The organism is Thiobacillus sp., from assembly GCF_024708915.1.
This window is the reverse complement of the sequence record NZ_JANJXQ010000203.1, coordinates 1-18,822: the sequence shown is the minus strand read 5'-3', so window position 1 is coordinate 18,822 and position 18,822 is coordinate 1. Positions and strand designations below refer to the sequence as shown.

Annotated in this window: 23 protein-coding genes; 13 read left to right on the top strand and 10 right to left on the bottom strand. The window is 65.7% G+C overall.

Translation table 11 applies throughout. The annotated features are described in order from the left end of the window. Genes ribH through Q0L94_RS13860 form a run of 3 tightly spaced genes read right to left on the bottom strand, consistent with a single transcriptional unit; the run spans position 1 to position 2,203 of the window. Positions 1-471: a 6,7-dimethyl-8-ribityllumazine synthase gene (ribH, locus tag Q0L94_RS13870; RefSeq protein WP_296754171.1), complete on the bottom strand. Its 471-nt coding sequence runs from the start codon at positions 469-471 to the stop codon at positions 1-3. 23 nt (positions 472-494) lie between these two features. Next, positions 495-1,580, bottom strand: coding sequence for a bifunctional 3,4-dihydroxy-2-butanone-4-phosphate synthase/GTP cyclohydrolase II (gene ribBA / locus Q0L94_RS13865; RefSeq protein WP_296754168.1), 1,086 nt, complete (start codon positions 1,578-1,580; stop codon positions 495-497). 17 nt (positions 1,581-1,597) lie between these two features. Further along, positions 1,598-2,203: a riboflavin synthase gene (locus Q0L94_RS13860; RefSeq protein WP_296754164.1), complete on the bottom strand. Its 606-nt coding sequence runs from the start codon at positions 2,201-2,203 to the stop codon at positions 1,598-1,600. 163 nt (positions 2,204-2,366) lie between these two features. Between Q0L94_RS13860 and Q0L94_RS13855 the strand changes: the two genes are divergently transcribed. The 6 genes from Q0L94_RS13855 (at position 2,367) to Q0L94_RS13830 (ending at position 7,376) form a co-directional block, all read left to right on the top strand. After that, the gene (locus Q0L94_RS13855) at positions 2,367-3,530 is read left to right on the top strand and encodes a nitronate monooxygenase family protein (RefSeq protein WP_296754162.1); all 1,164 of its coding nucleotides are present in this window, start codon (positions 2,367-2,369) and stop codon (positions 3,528-3,530) included. Continuing rightward, positions 3,527-4,477 (top strand): TIGR01212 family radical SAM protein, encoded by a 951-nt coding sequence (locus tag Q0L94_RS13850; RefSeq protein ID WP_296754159.1) that lies wholly within the window; start codon positions 3,527-3,529, stop codon positions 4,475-4,477. The genes Q0L94_RS13855 and Q0L94_RS13850 overlap by 4 nt, the downstream gene beginning before the upstream one ends. Continuing rightward, entirely contained in the window at positions 4,467-5,468 is a 1,002-nt protein-coding gene (locus tag Q0L94_RS13845) for a peptidase U32 family protein (RefSeq protein WP_296754156.1), read from the top strand. The genes Q0L94_RS13850 and Q0L94_RS13845 overlap by 11 nt, the downstream gene beginning before the upstream one ends. Before the next feature lie 90 nt (positions 5,469-5,558). After that, positions 5,559-6,452: a U32 family peptidase gene (locus Q0L94_RS13840; protein ID WP_296754153.1), complete on the top strand. Its 894-nt coding sequence runs from the start codon at positions 5,559-5,561 to the stop codon at positions 6,450-6,452. Further along, positions 6,446-6,886, top strand: coding sequence for a 6-carboxytetrahydropterin synthase QueD (gene queD, locus Q0L94_RS13835; protein WP_296754149.1), 441 nt, complete (start codon positions 6,446-6,448; stop codon positions 6,884-6,886). The genes Q0L94_RS13840 and queD overlap by 7 nt, the downstream gene beginning before the upstream one ends. Before the next feature lie 37 nt (positions 6,887-6,923). Next, a complete protein-coding gene (locus tag Q0L94_RS13830) occupies positions 6,924-7,376 on the top strand; it encodes an SCP2 sterol-binding domain-containing protein (RefSeq protein ID WP_296754145.1) in 453 nt (150 codons plus the stop codon). A gap of 55 nt (positions 7,377-7,431) precedes the next feature. On the opposite strand, the gene Q0L94_RS13825 is transcribed toward Q0L94_RS13830, so the two are convergent. Beyond that, the gene (locus Q0L94_RS13825; protein WP_296754143.1) at positions 7,432-8,676 is read right to left on the bottom strand and encodes a nitronate monooxygenase; all 1,245 of its coding nucleotides are present in this window, start codon (positions 8,674-8,676) and stop codon (positions 7,432-7,434) included. A gap of 335 nt (positions 8,677-9,011) precedes the next feature. Here Q0L94_RS13825 and Q0L94_RS13820 point away from each other — a divergent pair, with 335 nt between their 5' ends. The 4 genes from Q0L94_RS13820 to Q0L94_RS13805 all read left to right on the top strand — a co-directional run bounded on the left by Q0L94_RS13820 (position 9,012) and on the right by Q0L94_RS13805 (position 11,808). Beyond that, positions 9,012-9,608, top strand: coding sequence for a hypothetical protein (locus Q0L94_RS13820; RefSeq protein WP_296754140.1), 597 nt, complete (start codon positions 9,012-9,014; stop codon positions 9,606-9,608). A gap of 30 nt (positions 9,609-9,638) precedes the next feature. Beyond that, a complete protein-coding gene (locus Q0L94_RS13815; RefSeq protein WP_296754137.1) occupies positions 9,639-10,796 on the top strand; it encodes an outer membrane protein transport protein in 1,158 nt (385 codons plus the stop codon). Positions 10,797-10,862: 66 nt separating this feature from the next. Further along, positions 10,863-11,066, top strand: coding sequence for a DUF2892 domain-containing protein (locus Q0L94_RS13810; protein ID WP_296754135.1), 204 nt, complete (start codon positions 10,863-10,865; stop codon positions 11,064-11,066). Between the two features lie 136 nt (positions 11,067-11,202). Beyond that, entirely contained in the window at positions 11,203-11,808 is a 606-nt protein-coding gene (locus tag Q0L94_RS13805; protein ID WP_296754131.1) for a TetR/AcrR family transcriptional regulator, read from the top strand. A 23-nt stretch (positions 11,809-11,831) separates the two neighbouring features. On the opposite strand, the gene Q0L94_RS13800 is transcribed toward Q0L94_RS13805, so the two are convergent. From Q0L94_RS13800 to Q0L94_RS13790, 3 genes are read right to left on the bottom strand one after another with little or no spacing between them, the layout of a single operon-like run. Beyond that, a complete protein-coding gene (locus Q0L94_RS13800) occupies positions 11,832-12,458 on the bottom strand; it encodes an FmdE family protein (protein WP_296754129.1) in 627 nt (208 codons plus the stop codon). After that, the gene (locus Q0L94_RS13795) at positions 12,455-13,582 is read right to left on the bottom strand and encodes a hypothetical protein (protein WP_296754126.1); all 1,128 of its coding nucleotides are present in this window, start codon (positions 13,580-13,582) and stop codon (positions 12,455-12,457) included. Before Q0L94_RS13795 ends, Q0L94_RS13800 begins: the two co-directional genes overlap by 4 nt. Positions 13,583-13,608: 26 nt before the next feature. Continuing rightward, positions 13,609-13,863 (bottom strand): DUF2249 domain-containing protein, encoded by a 255-nt coding sequence (locus Q0L94_RS13790; RefSeq protein ID WP_296754124.1) that lies wholly within the window; start codon positions 13,861-13,863, stop codon positions 13,609-13,611. Positions 13,864-13,961: 98 nt separating this feature from the next. On the opposite strand from Q0L94_RS13790, the gene Q0L94_RS13785 reads away from it, so the two are divergent. Continuing rightward, a complete protein-coding gene (locus Q0L94_RS13785) occupies positions 13,962-14,438 on the top strand; it encodes an Rrf2 family transcriptional regulator (protein ID WP_296754121.1) in 477 nt (158 codons plus the stop codon). On the opposite strand, the gene Q0L94_RS13780 is transcribed toward Q0L94_RS13785, so the two are convergent. The 3 genes from Q0L94_RS13780 to Q0L94_RS13770 are packed head-to-tail and all read right to left on the bottom strand — an operon-like array spanning position 14,394 to position 16,428. Beyond that, entirely contained in the window at positions 14,394-15,683 is a 1,290-nt protein-coding gene (locus Q0L94_RS13780; protein WP_296754118.1) for a hypothetical protein, read from the bottom strand. The two genes, Q0L94_RS13785 and Q0L94_RS13780, sit on opposite strands and share 45 nt — an antisense overlap. Positions 15,684-15,708: 25 nt before the next feature. Then, positions 15,709-15,972: a DUF2249 domain-containing protein gene (locus Q0L94_RS13775; RefSeq protein WP_296754115.1), complete on the bottom strand. Its 264-nt coding sequence runs from the start codon at positions 15,970-15,972 to the stop codon at positions 15,709-15,711. A 15-nt stretch (positions 15,973-15,987) separates the two neighbouring features. Continuing rightward, a complete protein-coding gene (locus Q0L94_RS13770; RefSeq protein ID WP_296754112.1) occupies positions 15,988-16,428 on the bottom strand; it encodes a hemerythrin domain-containing protein in 441 nt (146 codons plus the stop codon). A 142-nt stretch (positions 16,429-16,570) separates the two neighbouring features. Between Q0L94_RS13770 and Q0L94_RS13765 the strand changes: the two genes are divergently transcribed. Next, positions 16,571-18,583 carry a ribonucleoside triphosphate reductase gene (locus tag Q0L94_RS13765; protein ID WP_296754109.1) on the top strand — a complete coding sequence of 671 codons (2,013 nt, stop codon included), beginning with the start codon at positions 16,571-16,573 and terminating at the stop codon, positions 18,581-18,583. A gap of 29 nt (positions 18,584-18,612) precedes the next feature. Beyond that, entirely contained in the window at positions 18,613-18,792 is a 180-nt protein-coding gene (gene nrdD, locus Q0L94_RS13760; protein WP_296754106.1) for an anaerobic ribonucleoside-triphosphate reductase, read from the top strand. Positions 18,793-18,822 lie beyond the last annotated feature (30 nt).

The window sequence follows — 18,822 nt, the reverse complement described above, 5'->3', positions numbered from 1 at the left end:
TCAGAGGCGTTTCAGCAGGTTGGCCATTTCGATCGCAGTGCGGGCGGCGTCGCGGCCTTTTTCGGCCATGCGTGCGTGGCCCTGCTCTTCGGTGTCGACGGTGATGATGGCATTGGCGATCGGCACGCCGGTTTTCAACTGGACGTCGAGAATACCGCGTGCGGATTCGTTCGAGACGACTTCGAAATGGTAGGTGTCGCCACGCACCACTGCGCCGAGAGCGATGAGCGCATCGTATTTCTCGGACAGCGCCAGTTCCTGCAAGGCCAGCGGATGTTCCAGTGCGCCCGGAACGTTGACCAGCAGCACGTCGTCACGGGACACGCCAAGCCGCAGCAGTTCGGCTTCGCAGGCCGACAGCAGGCCTTCGCAGATGTCCCGGTTGAAACGGCTCATAACGATGCCGAATTTCAGTCCCTTGCCCTGGTAGGCCGGGTCGAGTTCGGAGAAATAGTCCTTCTTGCTTCCCATGGTGCGTCCTTGTCTTCAGTGGATCATGCTTTTTCGGAATAGCCGGTGACTTCCAGCCCGAACCCGTCCATCGCGGGCATCTTGCGCGGGCTGGCCAGCAGCTTCATTTTGACGACGCCGAGGTCGCGCAGGATCTGCGCCCCGATGCCGTAGTCGCGCAGGTCGTATTTGCGGCTGTCGACCGGCGCCGGGTTGATGCGGTGCAGCAGCGCATCGGCGGTTTCCGGCCGATGCAGTAAAACCAGCACGCCGGACTGCGATTCGGCGATGCGTTCCATCGCGCCCATGATCGGCCACGAATGGCCGCCGCCGGTGACGTCGAGGAAATCCATCACCGAGAGCGGCTCGTGCACGCGCACCAGGGTTTCGCGGTCGGCGTGGATTTCGCCCTTGACCAGCGCAAGGTGGGTTTCCTTGGCACATTTGTCGCGGTAGGCGATCAGGCGGAACGCGCCGTACACCGTCTGGATCAGGCGGTCGGCAGCGCGCTCGACCAGGCTTTCGGTCTGGTTGCGGTAATGGATCAGGTCGGCGATGGCGCCGATTTTCAGGCCGTGCTCCTGGGCGAACGGGATCAGGTCGGGCAGCCGCGCCATGGTGCCGTCGTCCTTGAGGATTTCGCAGATCACCGACGCGGGCTCCAGTCCTGCCAGCCCAGCGAGGTCGCAGCCGGCCTCGGTGTGGCCGGCGCGCACCAGCACGCCGCCGGGCTGCGCGCGCAGCGGGAAGATGTGGCCGGGCTGGATGATGTCGGCAGGCTGGGCGGCCCGTTTCACCGCGGCCTGGATGGTGATTGCGCGGTCGGCCGCGGAAATGCCGGTGGTCACGCCTGTGGCCGCCTCGATCGACACCGTGAACGCGGTGCCGTGCGGGGTCTGGTTGTCGGAGACCATCTGCTTCAGGCCGAGCTGGCGGCAGCGCGCGTCGGTCAGCGTCAGGCAGATCAGTCCGCGCCCGTATCGGGCCATGAAATTGATCGCGTCGGGGGTGACGTGCTCGGCGGCCATCACCAGGTCGCCCTCGTTTTCGCGATCTTCCTCGTCGACCAGCACGACCATGCGGCCGGCCTTGAGTTCTTCGATAATTTCCAGGGTGGAGGCGAGGCTCATCGGTTGTTGTTCCTGACTTAATCTTTATCCGTGACGTTGGTGAATGGCATCATGCGCTCGACATAGCGCGCGATCATGTCGACTTCCAGGTTGACGCGGCTATCCGCCTGCAGGTGCTTGAGCGTGGTCATTTCCAGCGTATGCGGGATGAGGTTGAGCGCGAAGCGTGCGCCGTCCACGCGGTTGACCGTGAGCGACACGCCGTTCACCGCGATCGAGCCCTTGCGGATGATGTAGCGCGCAAGCTCGCGCGGCGCGTCGATTTCCAGCAGGTGCGACTCGCCCGCCGGGGCGAAGCGGTGCACCGTGCCGACCCCGTCGACGTGTCCCGACACCAGATGCCCGCCGAGCCGGTCGGCCAGCCGCAGCGCCTTCTCCAGGTTGACCTCGGCACCCGGCGTGAAACCCGCCGTGACGCGCAGGGTCTCGGCGGAGACGTCGACGCTGAAGCTGTCGGGCGTCAGCGCCACCGCGGTCAGGCACACGCCGTTGACCGCGATGCTGTCGCCCAGGCCGACGTCGGAAAGGTCGAGACCGCCGCCGTGGATGAGCATGCGCGCGTCGGCGCCGCGCGCTTCGTATTCGTGGATGCGGCCAATGGCCTGGATGATGCCGGTGAACATGCGGTAAGAGGCCAGCCAGTCAGACCCCGCATTGTAGGCGTTTAGGCTGGGTGGGTGAACCCCGGCCTTGCGCTCGCGGAAACGGACCGATGTTTATATAAGATAAGCGGGTCTTCAAGTTGCTATAATAGACGGCAATTTTGTAGAGGATGGAAAGACCGGCATGCCTGCGCCCACATCGTTTGCCATTCGCGGCCATACCCTGCTGCCCATCGTGCAGGGAGGGATGGGCGTGGGCGTGTCGGCCCACCGGCTGGCCGGGGCGGTGGCGCGTGCCGGCGCGATGGGAACGATAGCGAGTATCGACCTGCGGCATCATCACCCTGATCTGTTGGAACGGTCGCAGCGCTGCCGCGACAAGGACGAGCTCAACCGCCTCAATTTCATCGCGCTCGACCGGGAAATCAAGGCTGCGCTCGCCATCGCGGCCGGCCATGGCCTGGTCGCGGTCAACGTGATGAAGGCCGTGGAGGCGTATCCGGACTACGTGCGGCAGGCGTGCGCCTCGGGCGCGCAGGCGATCGTGATGGGCGCGGGGCTGCCGCTCGATCTGCCGGAGCTCGCCGCCGACCATCCCGGCGTTGCGCTGATTCCGATCCTGTCGGATGCGCGCGGCGTCGCCGTCGTGCTGAAGAAGTGGGCGCGCAAGGGGCGGCTGCCGGATGCCATCGTGATCGAGCACCCGCGCTACGCAGGCGGCCATCTCGGCGCGCCTGACCCGGCCGAACTGGCGAATGCGCGTTTCGATTTCGCCACGGTATTGCCCGGCATTTTCAAGGTTTTCGACGAGCAGGGCATCGCGCGCGGGCAGATTCCGGTCATCGTCGGCGGCGGCTTCAACAGCCACGAGAAAGTGCTGGCTGCGCTGGCGCTGGGGGCGAGCGCAGCGCAGGTCGGCACGCCGTTTGCCGTGACCGAGGAAGGCGATGCCCATCCCAACTTCAAGCGTGTGCTGCTCGATGCGCAGCCTGAAGACATCGTCACGTTCATGAGCGTGGCGGGGCTGCCCGCGCGCGCGGTGAAAACGCCATGGCTCGCCAACTACCTCAAGCGCGAATCCAGGCTGCAGGCGGTGGCGAAGGCCGACCCCGGACGCTGCGCCATCGGCCTGCATTGTCTGGCGCAATGCGGCTTGCGCGACGGCCTCAAGAAAGCCGGACAGTTCTGCATCGATTCGCAGCTGGTGGCCGCGCTCAAGGGCGACGTCAACAAAGGCCTGTTCTTCCGCGGCAGCGAAAGCCTGCCGTTCGGCCGGGCGATCCGGCCGGTGCAGGCGCTGATCGACTACCTGCTCACCGGCGGCAAGCCGGCGGCCACCGCGGCGTGAGCAGCTTCACCGACCGCATCCACAGCTTCGGCCGCGCCATGCTGGAGCGGCACGGCGAGCGGGTGCACAAGGTCGCGCTCGATGCCGGCTTCACCTGCCCCAATCGCGACGGCAGCAAGGGCATCGGCGGCTGCACTTTCTGCAACAACAAGTCCTTCGCCCCGGGGGCGCGCGATCCGGCGCCGCTGGCCGCGCAGTTCGAGCGTGCGCGCGGCCGCATTGCGCGGGGCACCGGCGCGCGCCGCTTCATCGCCTATTTCCAGGCCTACACCAATACCTATGCGCATGTGGACGAGCTGCGCGCGCTGTACGACGCCGCGCTGGCGGCGCCCGACGTGATGGGGCTGTCGATCGGTACGCGGCCCGACTGCGTGCCGGTTCCGGTGCTGGATCTGCTGGCGGAGTACCGCGACCGCGGCCACGAGGTGTGGCTGGAACTCGGCCTGCAGTCGTCCTTCGACGCCACCCTGGTGCGCGTCAACCGCGGCCACGGCTTCGCCGAATACGAGGCGGCGACGCGGGCGGCGCGGGCGCGCGGCATCCCGGTGTGCTGCCATCTCATCGTCGGCCTGCCCGGCGAGGACGCATCGCACAGCCATGCGAGCCTCGACCGCGTGCTCGAGGTCGGCGTCGACGGCCTCAAGCTGCACCCGCTGCACGTGGTGAAGCACACCCGGCTGGCGATCGAATGGAAGCGCGGCGAGTACACCCCGCTGGCCGAGACGGATTACCTGCGCATCGCCGCCGACCTGATCGAGCGCACGCCGTGGCAGGTGGTGTACCACCGCGTCACCGGCACCGCCGCGCCCGACATGCTGCTGGCGCCCGCGTGGTGCGCGAAGAAATGGGACGTACTGAACGGCATCGCCGACGAACTGGCGCGGCGCGATAGCCGCCAGGGTGCCCGTGCAGGCCAGATATGGAAGGAGAATAGTCATGCCGCTTGATCTGATCTGCCCGGCGGGCAGCCTGGTTTCGCTCAAGGCCGCCATCGACAACGGCGCCGATGCGGTCTACATGGGGTTCCGCGACAACACCAACGCGCGCGCCTTCCCCGGCCTCAACTTCGACGAGGCGCAGGCGGCGGAAGGCCTGCGCTACGCACACGAGCGCGGCCGCAAGGTGCTGCTCGCGCTCAACACCTATCCGCAGTCCGATACCTGGGCGCGCTGGACCGGCGCGGTCGACCGCGCCGCGAAACTCGGCATGGACGCGGTGATCCTCGCCGACCCCGGGCTGATGCGCTATGCGGTGAAGAACCATCCGCAGCTTCGCCTGCATCTGTCGGTGCAGGGTTCGGCCACCAGCTACGAGGCGGTGAATTTCTACCGCGAGCATTTCGGCATCCAGCGCGCCGTGCTGCCGCGCGTGCTGTCGCTGCCGCAGGTGGAAAACGTGGTGAGGCACACCGACGTCGAGATCGAACTGTTCGGCTTCGGTGGCCTGTGCGTGATGGTGGAGGGGCGCTGCCTGCTGTCGTCGTACTGCACCGGCGAATCGCCCAACTCGGCGGGCGTGTGCTCGCCGGCGAAGGCGGTGCAGTGGACGGACACGCCGGCCGGTCTGGAATCGCGCCTGAACGGCGTGCTGCTCGACCGCTACGGCAAGGACGAAAAGGCCGGCTACCCGACGCTGTGCAAGGGCCGCTTCGACGTCGGCGGCGAAACCTACTACGCCATCGAGGAACCCACCAGCCTCAACACCCTCGACCTCTTGCCCGAGATGTTGAAGATCGGCATCGCCGCGATCAAGATCGAAGGCCGCCAGCGCAGTCCGGCCTACGTGGCGCAGGTGACGAAGGTGTGGCGCGCCGCCATCGATGCGGTGAAGAAAGACGCCGCCGGCTTCAAGCCCGCGCCGGCCTGGCAGGCCGAACTCAACAAGCTGTCGGAAGGGCAGAGCCATACGCTCGGCGCCTACCACCGGCCGTGGAAGTGAGCGCCCTGCGCGAGGCGTCAGGCGCGAGGCGCAAAGCCTCGGCCCGTGCCTGTCCCCGCCTAACCCTTTACGCCTAACGCCTAACGCATCATGAACCTGATTCTCGGTCCCCTCCTGTATTACTGGTCGCGCGACGACGTCCTCGCTTTCTACGATGAGGCAAAACACTGGCCGGTGACGCGCGTGTACCTGGGTGAAAGCGTGTGCTCGCGCCGTCATCTGCTGCGCTTGCCGGACTGGCTTGCCGTGGCGGAACAGCTTGCCGCAGCCGGCAAGGAAGTGGCGCTCTCCACCCAGACGCTGATCGAGTCGGAATCCGATCTGAAGACGCTGCGCCGGATCGTGGGCGACGGCCGTTTCCTGGTCGAAGCCAACGAATGGGGCGCGGTGCGGCTGCTGTCCGAAGCGGGCGTGCCCTTCGTCGCCGGCCCGACGCTGAATGTCTACAACCCGGAAACGCTGGAGGTGCTCGCCGGTCTCGGCGCGCGGCGCTGGCTGCCGCCGGTGGAAACCTCGCGCGCCGCGCTGGCGTCGCTGCTCGAACGCGCGCCGGCCGGCATGGAAACGGAACTGTTCGTCTACGGCCGCCTGCCGCTGGCGTATTCGGCGCGCTGCTTCACCGCGCGCCACTACAACCTGCCCAAGGACGACTGCCAGTTCCGCTGCCTCGACCATCCGGATGGGCTGCCGCTGGCCACCCGCGAGGGTGCGCCCTTCCTCACGCTCAACGGCATCCAGACGCAGTCCGCCGGGGTCTACAACCTGATTGGCGAGCTGCCGGCCCTGCGCCAGCTCGGCATCGCCAGCCTGCGCCTGTCGCCGCAGTCGCGTCACATGGGGCGCGTGGTCGAAGCTTTCCGGGCGGCGCTGGCGGGCGAGAGCAACGCCGCCGATGCGCTGGCGCGCATCATGCCCGGGCCGTCGGTCGACGGCTACTGGCATGGCCGGGCGGGACTGGAATACGGGACGCAGCAAGCATGCTGATTACACGCAGACTGGAATTCGACGCCGGCCACCGCATTCCCCATCACGCCAGCCAGTGCCGGCACCTGCACGGCCATCGCTACGCCATCGAGATCAGCCTTTCCGGCGAGATCATTGATACCGAAGGTGCGGCGATGCAGGGCATGGTGATGGACTTCTCCGAAGTGAAAAACATCGCCAATGCCGCGCTGGTCGACCGCTGGGATCATGCCTTCCTGGTCTACCAGGGCGATCGCGAAGTGGTCGACTTCCTGGCGACGCTGGCTGGACACAAGACCGTGGTGCTGCCGGTCGTGCCCACGGCGGAAAATCTTGCGAACGAGGCGTTCCGCATCCTCGACGCGGCCTACCTCGACGGCTACGGCAACCAGCTGCGGCTGCAGCGGGTGCGGCTGTACGAAACCCCCAACAACTGGGCCGACGCCGTGCGCTAGAAAGCAGACCACCGATCCATTGAGCACAGGAGCCATCATGCTGAATCTCGCCTTGCCCCCGCAGCTTGCCAACGCGGTCGCCCGGCTTCCCGCCGCGCCGCCCAGTCTGACGTTTTCGCTGGCGGCCAACCGGCTGTTGTGGCCGGCACTGAAAACGCTCGACTGGCAGCCGCTGGCCGGCCGGCGCTACGCCATCCGCGTCAAGGATCTCGGGCTCAGCCTGCGCTTTACCGTCACGGCGCGCGGATTCGCGCCGGACAGCGGCGCGCCCGAGCTCACCATCAGCGCCACCGCCCGCGATTTCCTGCTGCTGCTGGGCCGGCGCGAAGACCCCGACACCCTCTTTTTCAGCCGCCGCCTGGTGAGCGAAGGCGACACCGAGCTTGGCCTCACCGTCAAGAATCTGCTCGACGCCCTCGACCCCGAGGCGGTGTTGCAGCGCCTGCCCGCGCCGCTGGCCGGCATGGCGCGGCGCCTGATGGCGGCATAACCGGCTTTCCAGGCTGCCGGAAAAGATCTTTCCGGCGAGCGGCAGCGCGTGCGCTTCAGGCCGGCAGCGCGATTTTGTGGTCGACGCTGAACTGATAGTCGTGGAACACCTGTTCGGCGCTGAGCACCTGATAGCTGCCGTCCGGCGCGCGGCGGGTGGTGTCCTTCAGGCGCCAGGCGGTCTGGCCGCAGGTCCAGATGTCGAAGTTGCGCATGTGGGTGCACAGGCAGGTCTTGTCGAAGACTTTCACCTTCTTCGCGCCCGGGTGCCGTTCCACCTGACTGTTGTAGGCGTCGATGTAGGCGCAGCGGCCGCTGGCGTCGAGCAGGTAGCCGTAGGCTTCGCAGTTGGGGCGGATGCCGGCGCCGATGCCGGGGCTGCCCTTGAGCATGCGCATCGGGTAGCCGGTCGGCGAAATGGTGTTGACCTCGATGTCGTCCTCGCTGGCCCTGAAATATTCCTGTTTGACCTTGTCCGGCAGGCCGCACTCGCGGGTGACGGTGAAGCGGGTCGCCACCTGCACCGCCGCCGCGCCCTGTTCGAGAAAGGCCGCGGCATCGCTGCCGGTGAAAATGCCGCCGGCAGCGATCACCGGAATGTCGAGGTGCTCGGCTTTGAGGAAAGCCAGCACTTCGTCGACGATGGTGCGCAAGTCGTATTGCGCCCAGTCCGGGCCGAAGCCGAGATGGCCGCCGGCGAGCGGGCCTTCCACCACGACGTAGTCCGGCAGCCGCTGCAGCCGCGCGTTCTTGCGCAGGAACATCGCCAGCGCGCGCGGCGAGGAGACGATGATGCCGAGTTTGGCGTCGCGAAAGCGCGGGTGGTCCTCGATCAGCGCGAACGAGCCGAGGTGCAGGCCGGCCGACAGCGTGATGCCGTCGATGCCGGCGTCGAGCGCGGCGGAAAGGCGCATGCGCAGCGTCTCGCGCGGCGCGTTCATGGTCAGCTTCTCCATGCAGTTGATGAAGATCATGCCGTCGCCGCGCTTGGCTTCCATGGCATGGAGGACGTGGCTGCGCGTCGCCTCTTCGAGTTCCGCGAGGTTGAAATGGACCGCAGACTTGTCGCTGCTGGCGACGTTGGCCTTGTACTTCTTCAGCTTCTGGCTGACGTAATTGGTGTCGAAGCGGCGGTCGGACACGGTCTGCACCATGGCGTCGGAAATATGGCCGATACCGCCGAGGCGCGCCACTTCGAGCGCCAGTTCGACGGTCGAAATGTCCACCCCCATGCCGCCGATGACGATCGGCACCAGCTCCTGTTTGCCAAAGCGCAGGCGGAAATCATCCACGCGTTTCATTCTGATCCTTATAAATACCGTTGACAGGCCCGACCGGAGCTTGCGCCCGGCACCGTGCCCCGTATTGATTCTGGCCGGCGGAATACCGCTGAAAAAGGCTGCGGCGAGTTCGTTCAGCGCCTTGTCGGCGCTTTGATTCACTGCCTGAAGGATGAAATTGTATCCGTATGCCGCACGAATGGCACCGGAATGATTCCGGGCACGCCGCAATCCGTTTTTTTATGCAGACTTAAATATCTTCTTGCATTATTTAAAAAGTTCATTTATATAATCGGTCGAACACATGATCTATTGATCATGTGTTCGACCTGTGCCATCACAACCCTGGAGATCCCATGAAAAAAATCCTGTTAACCCCGCTGATATTGGCCGCCAGTCTTGCATCGTCCGGGCTCTCTGCCGCTGAACCGCCCAAAGGCGCCGCTCCCATGCCGGCCGAGATGCAGCAGATGGTGAAGACGTACAAGCCGGAACTGCGCCAGAAGGTGATGGCGCTGTCGCCCGAACTCAAAGGCACCATCCAGCAGCTGCATGCGGGCCATGTGCGGCGCGCCAAGGAGACGACCCTGCGCCAGGTCATGCATGAAATCCTCTCCGAATACCAGAGCATCGCCTCGGCGCTGGCGACCGACAACGCCGAACAGGCGTCCGAGGCGGCTCGGCGGCTGGCCAACCATCGCATCCCCAAGGGCGGGTTGCTGCCCTATTTTGCGCTGAACCAGGTGACCGACAACGACCTCGGGGTGCTGCCGGCCATGAACGACATCGTCGAAGGCAGTGCGCTCAAGCTGGCGGACGCGGCGGATGCGGGGGATATGCCGAAAGCGGCCTCCTACATGAGCGACATCATGACGGGATGCGTCGCCTGCCATCAGAAATTCCGTGGCGTGCCCGGCATTTCGGCCAACCTGATGACCCCCCTTTCCAAGTAACGCCCGCCCTCAAATTGTGGAGATCAGAATATGAATAAAAAATTAGTTGCAACTGCCGTATCGACCGCCCTCTTTGCATGGGCGCACAACGCCCACGCCACCAACGGCGACCAGATGTTCGCCATGTCGGCCGCCCAGGCCGGGATGGGCGGCGCCACCGTCGCGCAGGCCCAGGACGCCGCGACCGTGCTGGTCAACCCGGCCGGGATGGCCGACCTCGGCATCAAGGACGTGCGCATGGATCTCGGCTTCGGCCTGTTGAATCCGCCGCGCGAGGTCAACGGCCAGGAGAGCGACTCGAACTGGTACATGATGCCGACCGGCGCGGCGGTGTTCAACGTCAACGACCGGCTGTTCCTCGGCATGGGGCTGGGCGGTGTGTCGGGGATGGGCGTGAACGTGCCCGACCATCTCGTCGGGATGGCCAACAACCAGGTGATCGCAACGACCAAGGCCGTGTTCCGCTTCTCGCCGGCGGCGGCGTACAAGGTCAACGACGCCTTGACGCTCGGCGCGTCGCTCAACATCGCCAACCAAAGCATGGCGCTCACGATGCCCGCGTTCAGCCTCCCGCAAAACCAGCAGTTCGGCTTCGGCGCGACACTCGGTGCGATCTACAAGATCAATCCCAAGCTGCAGGCCGGCCTGAGTTACGCGAGCAAGACGGATATCGCCAAGATGGAGTACAACACGCTCAACGGGCCGGTCAGCTTCGACATGGACATGCCCGCATCGCTGGCGCTGGGTCTGTCCTTCAAGCCGATGCCGGGGCTGCAGGTCGAGTTCGATGTCAAGCGCATCTACTTCAGCGACGTCATGAATCGCATCAGCGTCAGCAATCCCGGTGGAACGGCCGGAATTCCCCCGGCCCTCGCCTTCGGCTGGGACGACCAGACGGTCTATGCGATCGGCGTGAAAAAGGACATGGGACCGATGGCGGTGAGCGTCGGCTACAACTACGGCAAGTCGCCTATCGGCCGTGAGGACGTCAACTCCAACCTCGGTTCGACCGCGATCGTCGAGCACCACCTGTCGTTCGGGCTCACACGCAAGTTCAGCGACAAGGTGAGCGGCAGCTTCGCCTACACCCATGCCTTTGAAAACGATATGACCTCCAGTGTTGGGCCGGCCAACACGATCAAGATCAACCAGAACCAGTACAACGTCAACATTGCGTACGCGTTCTGATCGGGGCCGCGACGCGGTCGCGGCTGTTTCGTTAGTGCTTGCAACAATTTTGGAATGGAGATTCTCATGAACGTAGACCGTACCGTACATCTGATGGCAGGCCTGATGGTGCTGCTCAGCATCGCCCTGGCCCATTTCTTCAACCCGGCCTGGCTCTGGCTCACCGCTTTTGTCGGCGCCAATCTGGCGCAAAGCGGCGTGACCGGCTTCTGCCCGCTGGCTTTCATGCTCAAGAAAGCGGGCGTCAAGGAAGGCAGCTGCTGTTCCTGAACAGCTCTGATGCGGCGGCTTTCGGCAGCGGCGCGCGCCGCTGCCGATCGCTTTCGCCCGGGCGCGGCAAATTTCCGCAACAGCCGCCAGGCGCTTATATTCCTTATGTTGCAATTGCGCCAGGCAGCCGAACACCGTGACCGTCAAGAAAAGGAAATCCGCAGAAGTCCGCCGCCATGACATCATCGAGGCGGCGATGGAAATCATTCGCCACGAAGGGGTGGCCAGGCTTACCACCCGTTCGCTTTCCAGGGCGGTCGGCATCGCGCAGCCCACCCTGTTCCTCCACTTCGGCAACAAGAGCCACGTCCTGCTTGCCCTGGTGGACACCATTCAGGAACGGCTGCAGCAAGAAATGGCCGGCCTCGGCCTGGCGGAGCTGACCCCACTGGAACGCCTGAAGGCGGTCATCCGCGCCCATCTGAATTTCATCCAGCAGCAGCCCGGTATCCCTCGCCTGCTGTTCTCGGAAGAACTGCAAAGCGGCGATCCCGTTTTCCGCGACCGCATGAACGAACTGGTGCAGTTCTTCCTGAACTTCATCGCCGGCCTGATCAGCGCCGCGCAGGCGCAGGGCGAAATCCGCCCCGATATCGTGCCCCAGCAGAATGCCTGCATCCTGATTGCCGCAGTGCAGGGGCTGGCTTTCCGCTGGGTTCTCTCGGACCAGCGTTTCGTGCTGACGGAGCAGGCCGACGCCGTCATCATCACCCTGATCGAAGGCTGGGCGCCAAGGGTCTGAAGCCGGGGCGAACGTCCCCTCGTCTAGACGCTGCCAGACATCGGATCGTCCCGGCATGCGAGCAGCGCCGGATCGTCGCAATGGTCGATCAGGATGCGCTTGACCCGCAATTGCCAGAGCCGGCCGAATTCTGCCCGTTCCGCGCCACTCGCCGCTCCCGCCAGCATTCTCGGCATCAGCGCCTGCAGTTCCGGCGGCGCGGGGACGGCTTCGGGATGGTAGGCGACGGCCACGCGCGCGCCGGTGTCGAGACGGCTGAAACGGGCTTCGGCGGCGTTTCCGGCCGCAAAGGCCAGCAGATTGCGGCGGCTGAACCGCCCCGCCAGGCCCTTGAAGCCGCCTTCGCCCGCCGCACCGGTCAACAGGCCGGCCACGGCAGCGATGACGCCGGTGACGCCGTCGGTCTGTGCCGCGCCGAATTCGACGCGGATGCCGCCGCGCTCCGGCAGGCTGTCCGGATAGAGCCTGCCGAGCGCCTGCCGGGTCATCAGGTAGGCGCCCGCCACCGTGGGGCAGGAATGCCCGGCGAGCTTGACCGCATCGAGGTAGCCGTATTCGATCCGCCCGCTGTCGGTGGTGCCGAGGAATTCGGCCAGCGGGTCGTACAGCGTGATGCGGGCGACGGCATCGAAAAAGGCGGGGTAGCTCATGACGGACTCCTTGGCTGGATGATCAAGGCCTGCGCCAGCGCGACGCCGGCCTGCAGCAGAAACAGGATCAGCGTAACGGCGCCCAGCAGCAGCCCCCATTCCTGACCGGTTCCGGCCGCGCCGCCGGCGATGGCGAACAGGATGGCACGGGCGCCGCCGTAGCGCCCCAGATTGCCGCGCAGCCTGGCGTGCCAGCCGCCCTGCATGCCAGGACGCAGCCATACCGGCAACAACTGGCTGGCCGCCCCGGATACCAGGGGCAGGATGAATCCGGCGACGAAGGCCCATGCCGGCTGGACGGAATGCAACGTGGCCGCTGCGGGGATGGCGTTCGCGGCGCCGAGCATCGCGCTGACGACGAGCCCCGCCAGCGCGGCGGCGAGCAGCGGCGCCGCACCGTGCAGCGCGACGATTTCAGCGCGATAGAGCCGCAGCCAGCGGGTTCCCAGCCGCGCCGGCGGGGCCGCCCATAGCGCGCCGCCGATCCAGGCGAGCGGGCCGAACCAGGCCGCGCCGACGGCGACCAGCAGCGTGCCGGCGACGGCCCAGGGCAGATCGCGGCGCAGCCGTGGGCTGGTTTGCGGGTCGGGCCTGCCGGCAACGGTCGGCAGCAGCACGGCGAGGGTACCCATGGCGGTCAGCCCGACGAAGCCGAGCGTGTTGAGATGGAGGTGGAGACGGCGCAGGGCAGGCGCCTGTTGCGGCCAGACCGTGCTGGCGAGAATCGCGAGCAGGGCCGCCACGAGGCAGGCCAGCGCCGCTTCGTACCAGTCCAGGCCGGGGTGGGGACGGCCCAGCATGCCGGCGCGCCGGCGGCGGCTCCAGACGAACAGCGCGCTGGCAGCGGTTACGGCCAGCAGCGCGCCTGCCTGTTGTCCCCAGAGCATGCCGGGAAAACCGAGCGCGGCCACCACCAGCGCACCGCCGGCCAGCGCCAGAACGGGGACGGTAGCCAGTGCGCCGGGTGCGCTGCGGGTGCGGGTGAGCACCGGGATGAAATGGCTCATGGCACCGAAGATCAGCGGCATGGCGCCTACCGCCAGAATCAGGTGCAGGGCGGCGGCACGGCCGGCGTGGGGCGACCACAGCAAGGCCGCGGCAAACGCGGTCAGAGCGAGGAACACCAGCGCCGGCAACACCGCCGGGCCGTTCAGGTGCGGACGAAGTCGATCACGATTTCCCCCGGGTTGCGCTGCAGGTACTGGATCGCAACGGCGTCGCCATAGCGGGCGCGCAGCTGGTCGAGCAGCGGCAGCGGATCGTGGTCGTTGACGAAACGCATGCGCTCGCCCGAGTTCAGCGCGTCCAGCGCACCGAAAATGGCGGCGTGGCGGAAGCGCTTGGCGATTCCGCGCGCGTCGAACGGATAGACCTGATCCTGGCGAAGATGCAGATGAGTGCTCATGGACGTCGTCCTATAGATGTAAATGGAATACATATTATAAGCACGGGATCGTATTTTCTGCGCTTATAATATGTTTTTGTTTGACGTGTTTGGCCACCATGCAACTCACCCGCTTTACCGATTTTTCCCTGAGGGTGCTGATTTACCTGGGCGCGCATCCCGATGACCGGGTCACGGTAGCCGAGATCGCCAGCGAGCACGGCATTTCCCGCCACCACCTGACGCGCGTGGTACACCAGTTGGGCGTCAAGGGCTACATCGAAACGGTGCGCGGCAAGGGGGGCGGCTTCCGGCTGGCGCGTCCCCCCGAGCAGATCCGGATTGGCGATGTGGTGCGCGACATGGAAACCGGGTTCGAACTGGCCGAGTGCTTCCGGCCAGGCGACACGGCATGCCGCCTGTTGCCAGGCTGTGCGCTCAAATCCGTTCTGCTCGATGCGGGACGCGCCTTTCTGGCCAGTCTGGACGCCTACACCCTGGCGGATTTGTTGCCCGCCTTTGCCGTCCCCGCCTGGGCCGCCGACGCGAAACTAGGAAAAGCGCCCGCCGTGCCGGGAAAAACGCCGCACGGCTGACAGCAGGTTGAGCTCCAGCAGCACCGCCGAGAGCGCCAGTCCGATACCCGCCGGGACGGCCAGCAGCTTTGGCCAGAACGGAGCGGCGATGAGCAGCATGCAGGCGCCGAGGTGGAGACGAAATTGCCAGCGCTTTGCGCGTTCCGCAATCATGTCCTTCATGGTGGGGATGCTGCCCGCGCGCGCCTGCAACTGGGCTTGCAGGTGAAACCAGGCGAGGAAGGGCACGATCTTGTAGAGCATGCCGCAGACCACGCTCACGGCGAAGCCGGCGACGAACAGCACGCCCAGCAATAGCGGATAGGCATCGCTGCCCGCCCAGGCCGGCCAGAGCCGGGCCAGCAGCCAGACGGCCGTGCCGGCGATCAGGCTGGCCATGCCGACGCGCCAGAAATCCAGGGTGACGTCGGGCAGCTTTCTGCGGCGCCGCGATTGCAGGCGCAAGGTGGCCAGCGCGAAGACCAGAACCCCCGCGGCGAGACCGCTTTCGGCGAGCAGGGTGATTTCCGTTGCCGCGGGCAGCAGCGGGGCAATCGCATGCAGCAGCAGCAAGGCAAGGATGGCGCCGGCCAGCCAGCGCATGAGCCGGGGAGGGTAGGGCGGCGTGATCTGGAACATCGGCACGACCTGGTAGGCGACGCCGATCACCAGCAGCAATATCCAGCCGAGCAGGCCGAAGCCGACATGCGCGGCGACGAAGATTTCGTCTTTGGCTGGTGTCCATCCACCGGCCCGCATGCTGGCGAGCGCCATGCCGAGGAGAAGGGTCAGGCCGAGGCTGATCGCGGCGAGCCGCATGCCGGTCACCGTGGCGCTGGCAACCGCGCGCCGCAGGCCGATCGCCGTTGCGGCGAGGAAAACTGCAAAACCGCAGCCCAGCAGGAGCATTGCGGCGGCGAGCGCACGCGCGTCTGCGCCGAGGAAGCCCGCCATCAGGGCCACGGTTCCGGCCGCAAGCAGAAAATGGGTGGACGCGGCCACGCCGCGGGACGCGGGCAATGCCGCCCCTGCCACCACCGGCAGCATCTGCAGCAGCGCACCCAGCATCGCCATGGCGAGGAAACCCAGCGTCAGCGCGTGAGTGAGCGCGAGCGCCGGCAGCGTCCAGCGCGAGGCCAGCGCAGTGGGGGCCAGCATGATCAGGACCGCGGCGGCCAGCAGGAACAGCGGCGCGGTGAGAAAGAACCGCAGCGGCTGCGCGAATGGCGGTGCCTGTTCGAAGGAAAGTCCGGTTTGCATACTCATGGTTGGGCGGGCATTGCCTGTGCCGCTATGCGGTGGGGGGCTCCTGCAGCGTATTGCCCTGCGCCGGCCGGATCAGGATTACATAGCTTCCATCCGCCTGCGCCGCGGTGTCGTGGCGGTAGCCGCGGCTATCGAGGATGGCATACAGCGGAAAAGGTTGGCGATGCAGCAGCAGCCGGATGTGCTGGCCGGGCTGCAGCAGGGCCAGCGTGTGCAGCACCTGTTCCATCGGCTGCGGCGGTTCCAGCCAGCGGGCGTCGACGAGGATTTCGTCAGCCGGCGCGGCCATCAACACTGCGTGCGGTCACTTCGCCACCGCATCCATGCTGCGGATCAGTGCCTCGCTATCGGCCGCAAGCACCTGATCGGACATCGGGTAGAGCATGTTTTCCTCCTTCAGATTGTGCTGCTGCAGCAGCATGTTGAGCGTTTCCGACAGGCCGAGATAGCCGTTGTGGTCGGCCGCCAGCGCCGCGCGCGCCATGTCCTGCAGCAGGGCGCGCATCTGCTCGTGCTCGGTGCGCATGACGTAGGTCGGCCCCATCGTGTTGCCGGTACGGGCTTCGAACGCGGGGAACAGCACCTCTTCCTCCATCCTCAGATGATGCACCATCGCTGCCTGAAAGCGGTCGAACAGGCTGCGCGCGTTGTCCCAGTTCTTCTGCGCCACGGCGGCTTCGGCGGATGCAAACAAATCGTCGCAGGCGCGGTGGTCGCCTCCCAGATACTCCAGAATCATACCCATGCTATGCCTCCATAAGTCGATGAAAAAATACATATTTAAGTTTATCAGGATATGCCAACCTTAATTTCTCCTTGACTTGAACACAAGATGTCGTATGTTTGACGTCGGCAATGCACAAAATGTTGATCAGGAGGCGATGGGAATGAATTCAGTGATAGCAGCGCTGCCCCGCGAAGTCATCAAGCGCGACGGGCATCAGGCCATATTCGATGCCACAAAGATACGTTCGGCCATTTTGCGTGCCGGGCAGGCCAGCGGCGAATTCGGCGAAGCCGAAGCCGACTTGCTCACTGCCCAGGTGGTGAAGGTGCTGATCCACAAATTCCGCAACGCCCCGCCGAGCATCGAGCGCATCCAGGATGTGGTCGAGCAGAGCCTGATTGCCGCCAACCACCTGGCTACCGCGCGTGCCTACATCGTCTATCGCGAAACGCACAAAAAGCTGCGCGAGGACCGCAAGACACTGGTCGACGTCGAATCCTCGATCAACGAATACCTGTCGCGCCAGGACTGGCGGGTCAACGCCAACGCCAACCAGGGCTACAGCCTGGGCGGCCTGATCCTCAACGTCTCGGGCAAGGTGGTGGCCAACTACTGGCTCAACCACGTCTACCCGCCCGAGCTCGGCGAAGCGCACCGCGACGGCTCGATCCACGTCCACGACCTCGACATGCTGGCCGGCTACTGCGCCGGCTGGTCGCTGCGCACGCTCTTGCACGAGGGCTTGAACGGCGTGCCGGGCAAGGTCGAGGCGGGGCCGCCCAAGCACATGTCCTCCGCGGTCGGCCAGATCGTCAACTTCCTCGGCACGCTGCAGAACGAATGGGCCGGCGCGCAGGCGTTCTCGTCGTTCGACACCTACATGGCGCCGTTCATCCGCAACGACGGCATGAGCTACGACCAGGTGCGCCAGTGCATCCAGGAGCTGATCTACAACCTCAACGTGCCGTCGCGTTGGGGCACCCAGACGCCGTTCACCAACCTCACCTTCGACTGGACCTGCCCCGAGGACCTGCGCGAGCAGGTGCCGGTGATCGGCGGCAAGGAAATGTCCTTCACCTACGGCGAGCTGCAGGTCGAGATGGACATGATCAACCGTGCCTACATCGAGGTGATGACTACCGGCGACGCCAAAGGCCGCGTGTTCACCTTCCCGATCCCGACCTACAACATGACGCCGGACTTCCCCTGGGAGTCGGAAAACGCCGAACGCCTGTTCGCCATGACCGCGCGCTACGGCCTGCCCTACTTCCAGAACTTCATCAATTCGGAGATGAAGCCGAACCACATCCGTTCGATGTGCTGCCGCCTGCAGCTCGACCTGCGCGAACTCCTGAAGCGCGGCAACGGCCTGTTCGGCTCGGCCGAGCAGACCGGCTCGGTCGGCGTGGTGACGGTCAACTGCGCGCGCCTGGGCTACGAGTACAAGGGCGACGAAGCCGGATTGCTGCGCCGCCTCGACGCGCTGCTCGACATGGCGAGGAACGGGCTGGAAATCAAGCGCAAGGAAATCCAGCGCCTGATGGACAACGGCCTGTTCCCCTACACCAAGCGCTACCTCGGCACGCTGCGCAACCACTTCTCGACCATCGGCGTGAACGGCATCAACGAGATGGTGCGCAACTACAGCGGTGGTGCCCATGACATTACTCACTCGGAAGGCCACGCCCTGGCGCTGCGCCTGCTCGATCGGCTGCGCGACAAGATGCGCGACTACCAGGAAGCGACCGGCAACCTCTACAACCTGGAGGCCACCCCGGCCGAGGGCACGACCTACCGCTTCGCCAGGGAAGACCGCAAGCGCTGGCCCGGCATCCTGCAGGCCGGCACGGCGGAGCAGCCCTACTACACCAACTCCTCGCAACTGCCGGTGGGCTTCACCGACGACCCCTTCGAGGCCCTGCTGCGCCAGGACGACCTGCAGACCCGCTACACCGGCGGCACCGTGCTGCACCTGTACATGCGCGAGCGCATCTCCACGTCAGAGGCCTGCCGGCAGCTCGTGCGCACCGCGCTGACCCGCTTCCGCCTGCCCTACATCACGGTCACACCCACCTTCTCGATCTGCCCGAAGCACGGCTATCTCGCAGGCGAGCACGAGTTCTGCCCCAAGTGCGACGAAGAACTCCTCGCTCGCCGCGGGCAGGCCCACTGATTCTTTTACCCACAACCTAAGGAGCGACCATGTCCCCGACCACCGAACACATCCCTTTGCAGGACCACGAACGCCAGCGCTGCGAAGTCTGGACGCGCGTTATGGGCTACCACCGCCCGGTGTCCGAGTTCAACGCCGGCAAGCAGGGCGAGCACGCCGAGCGGCGCCACTTCATCGAACCCGATGGCGGACGCACGGCCCATGCCTGAGTCACGGCTGGCGGTGGGTGGCCTGGTGCC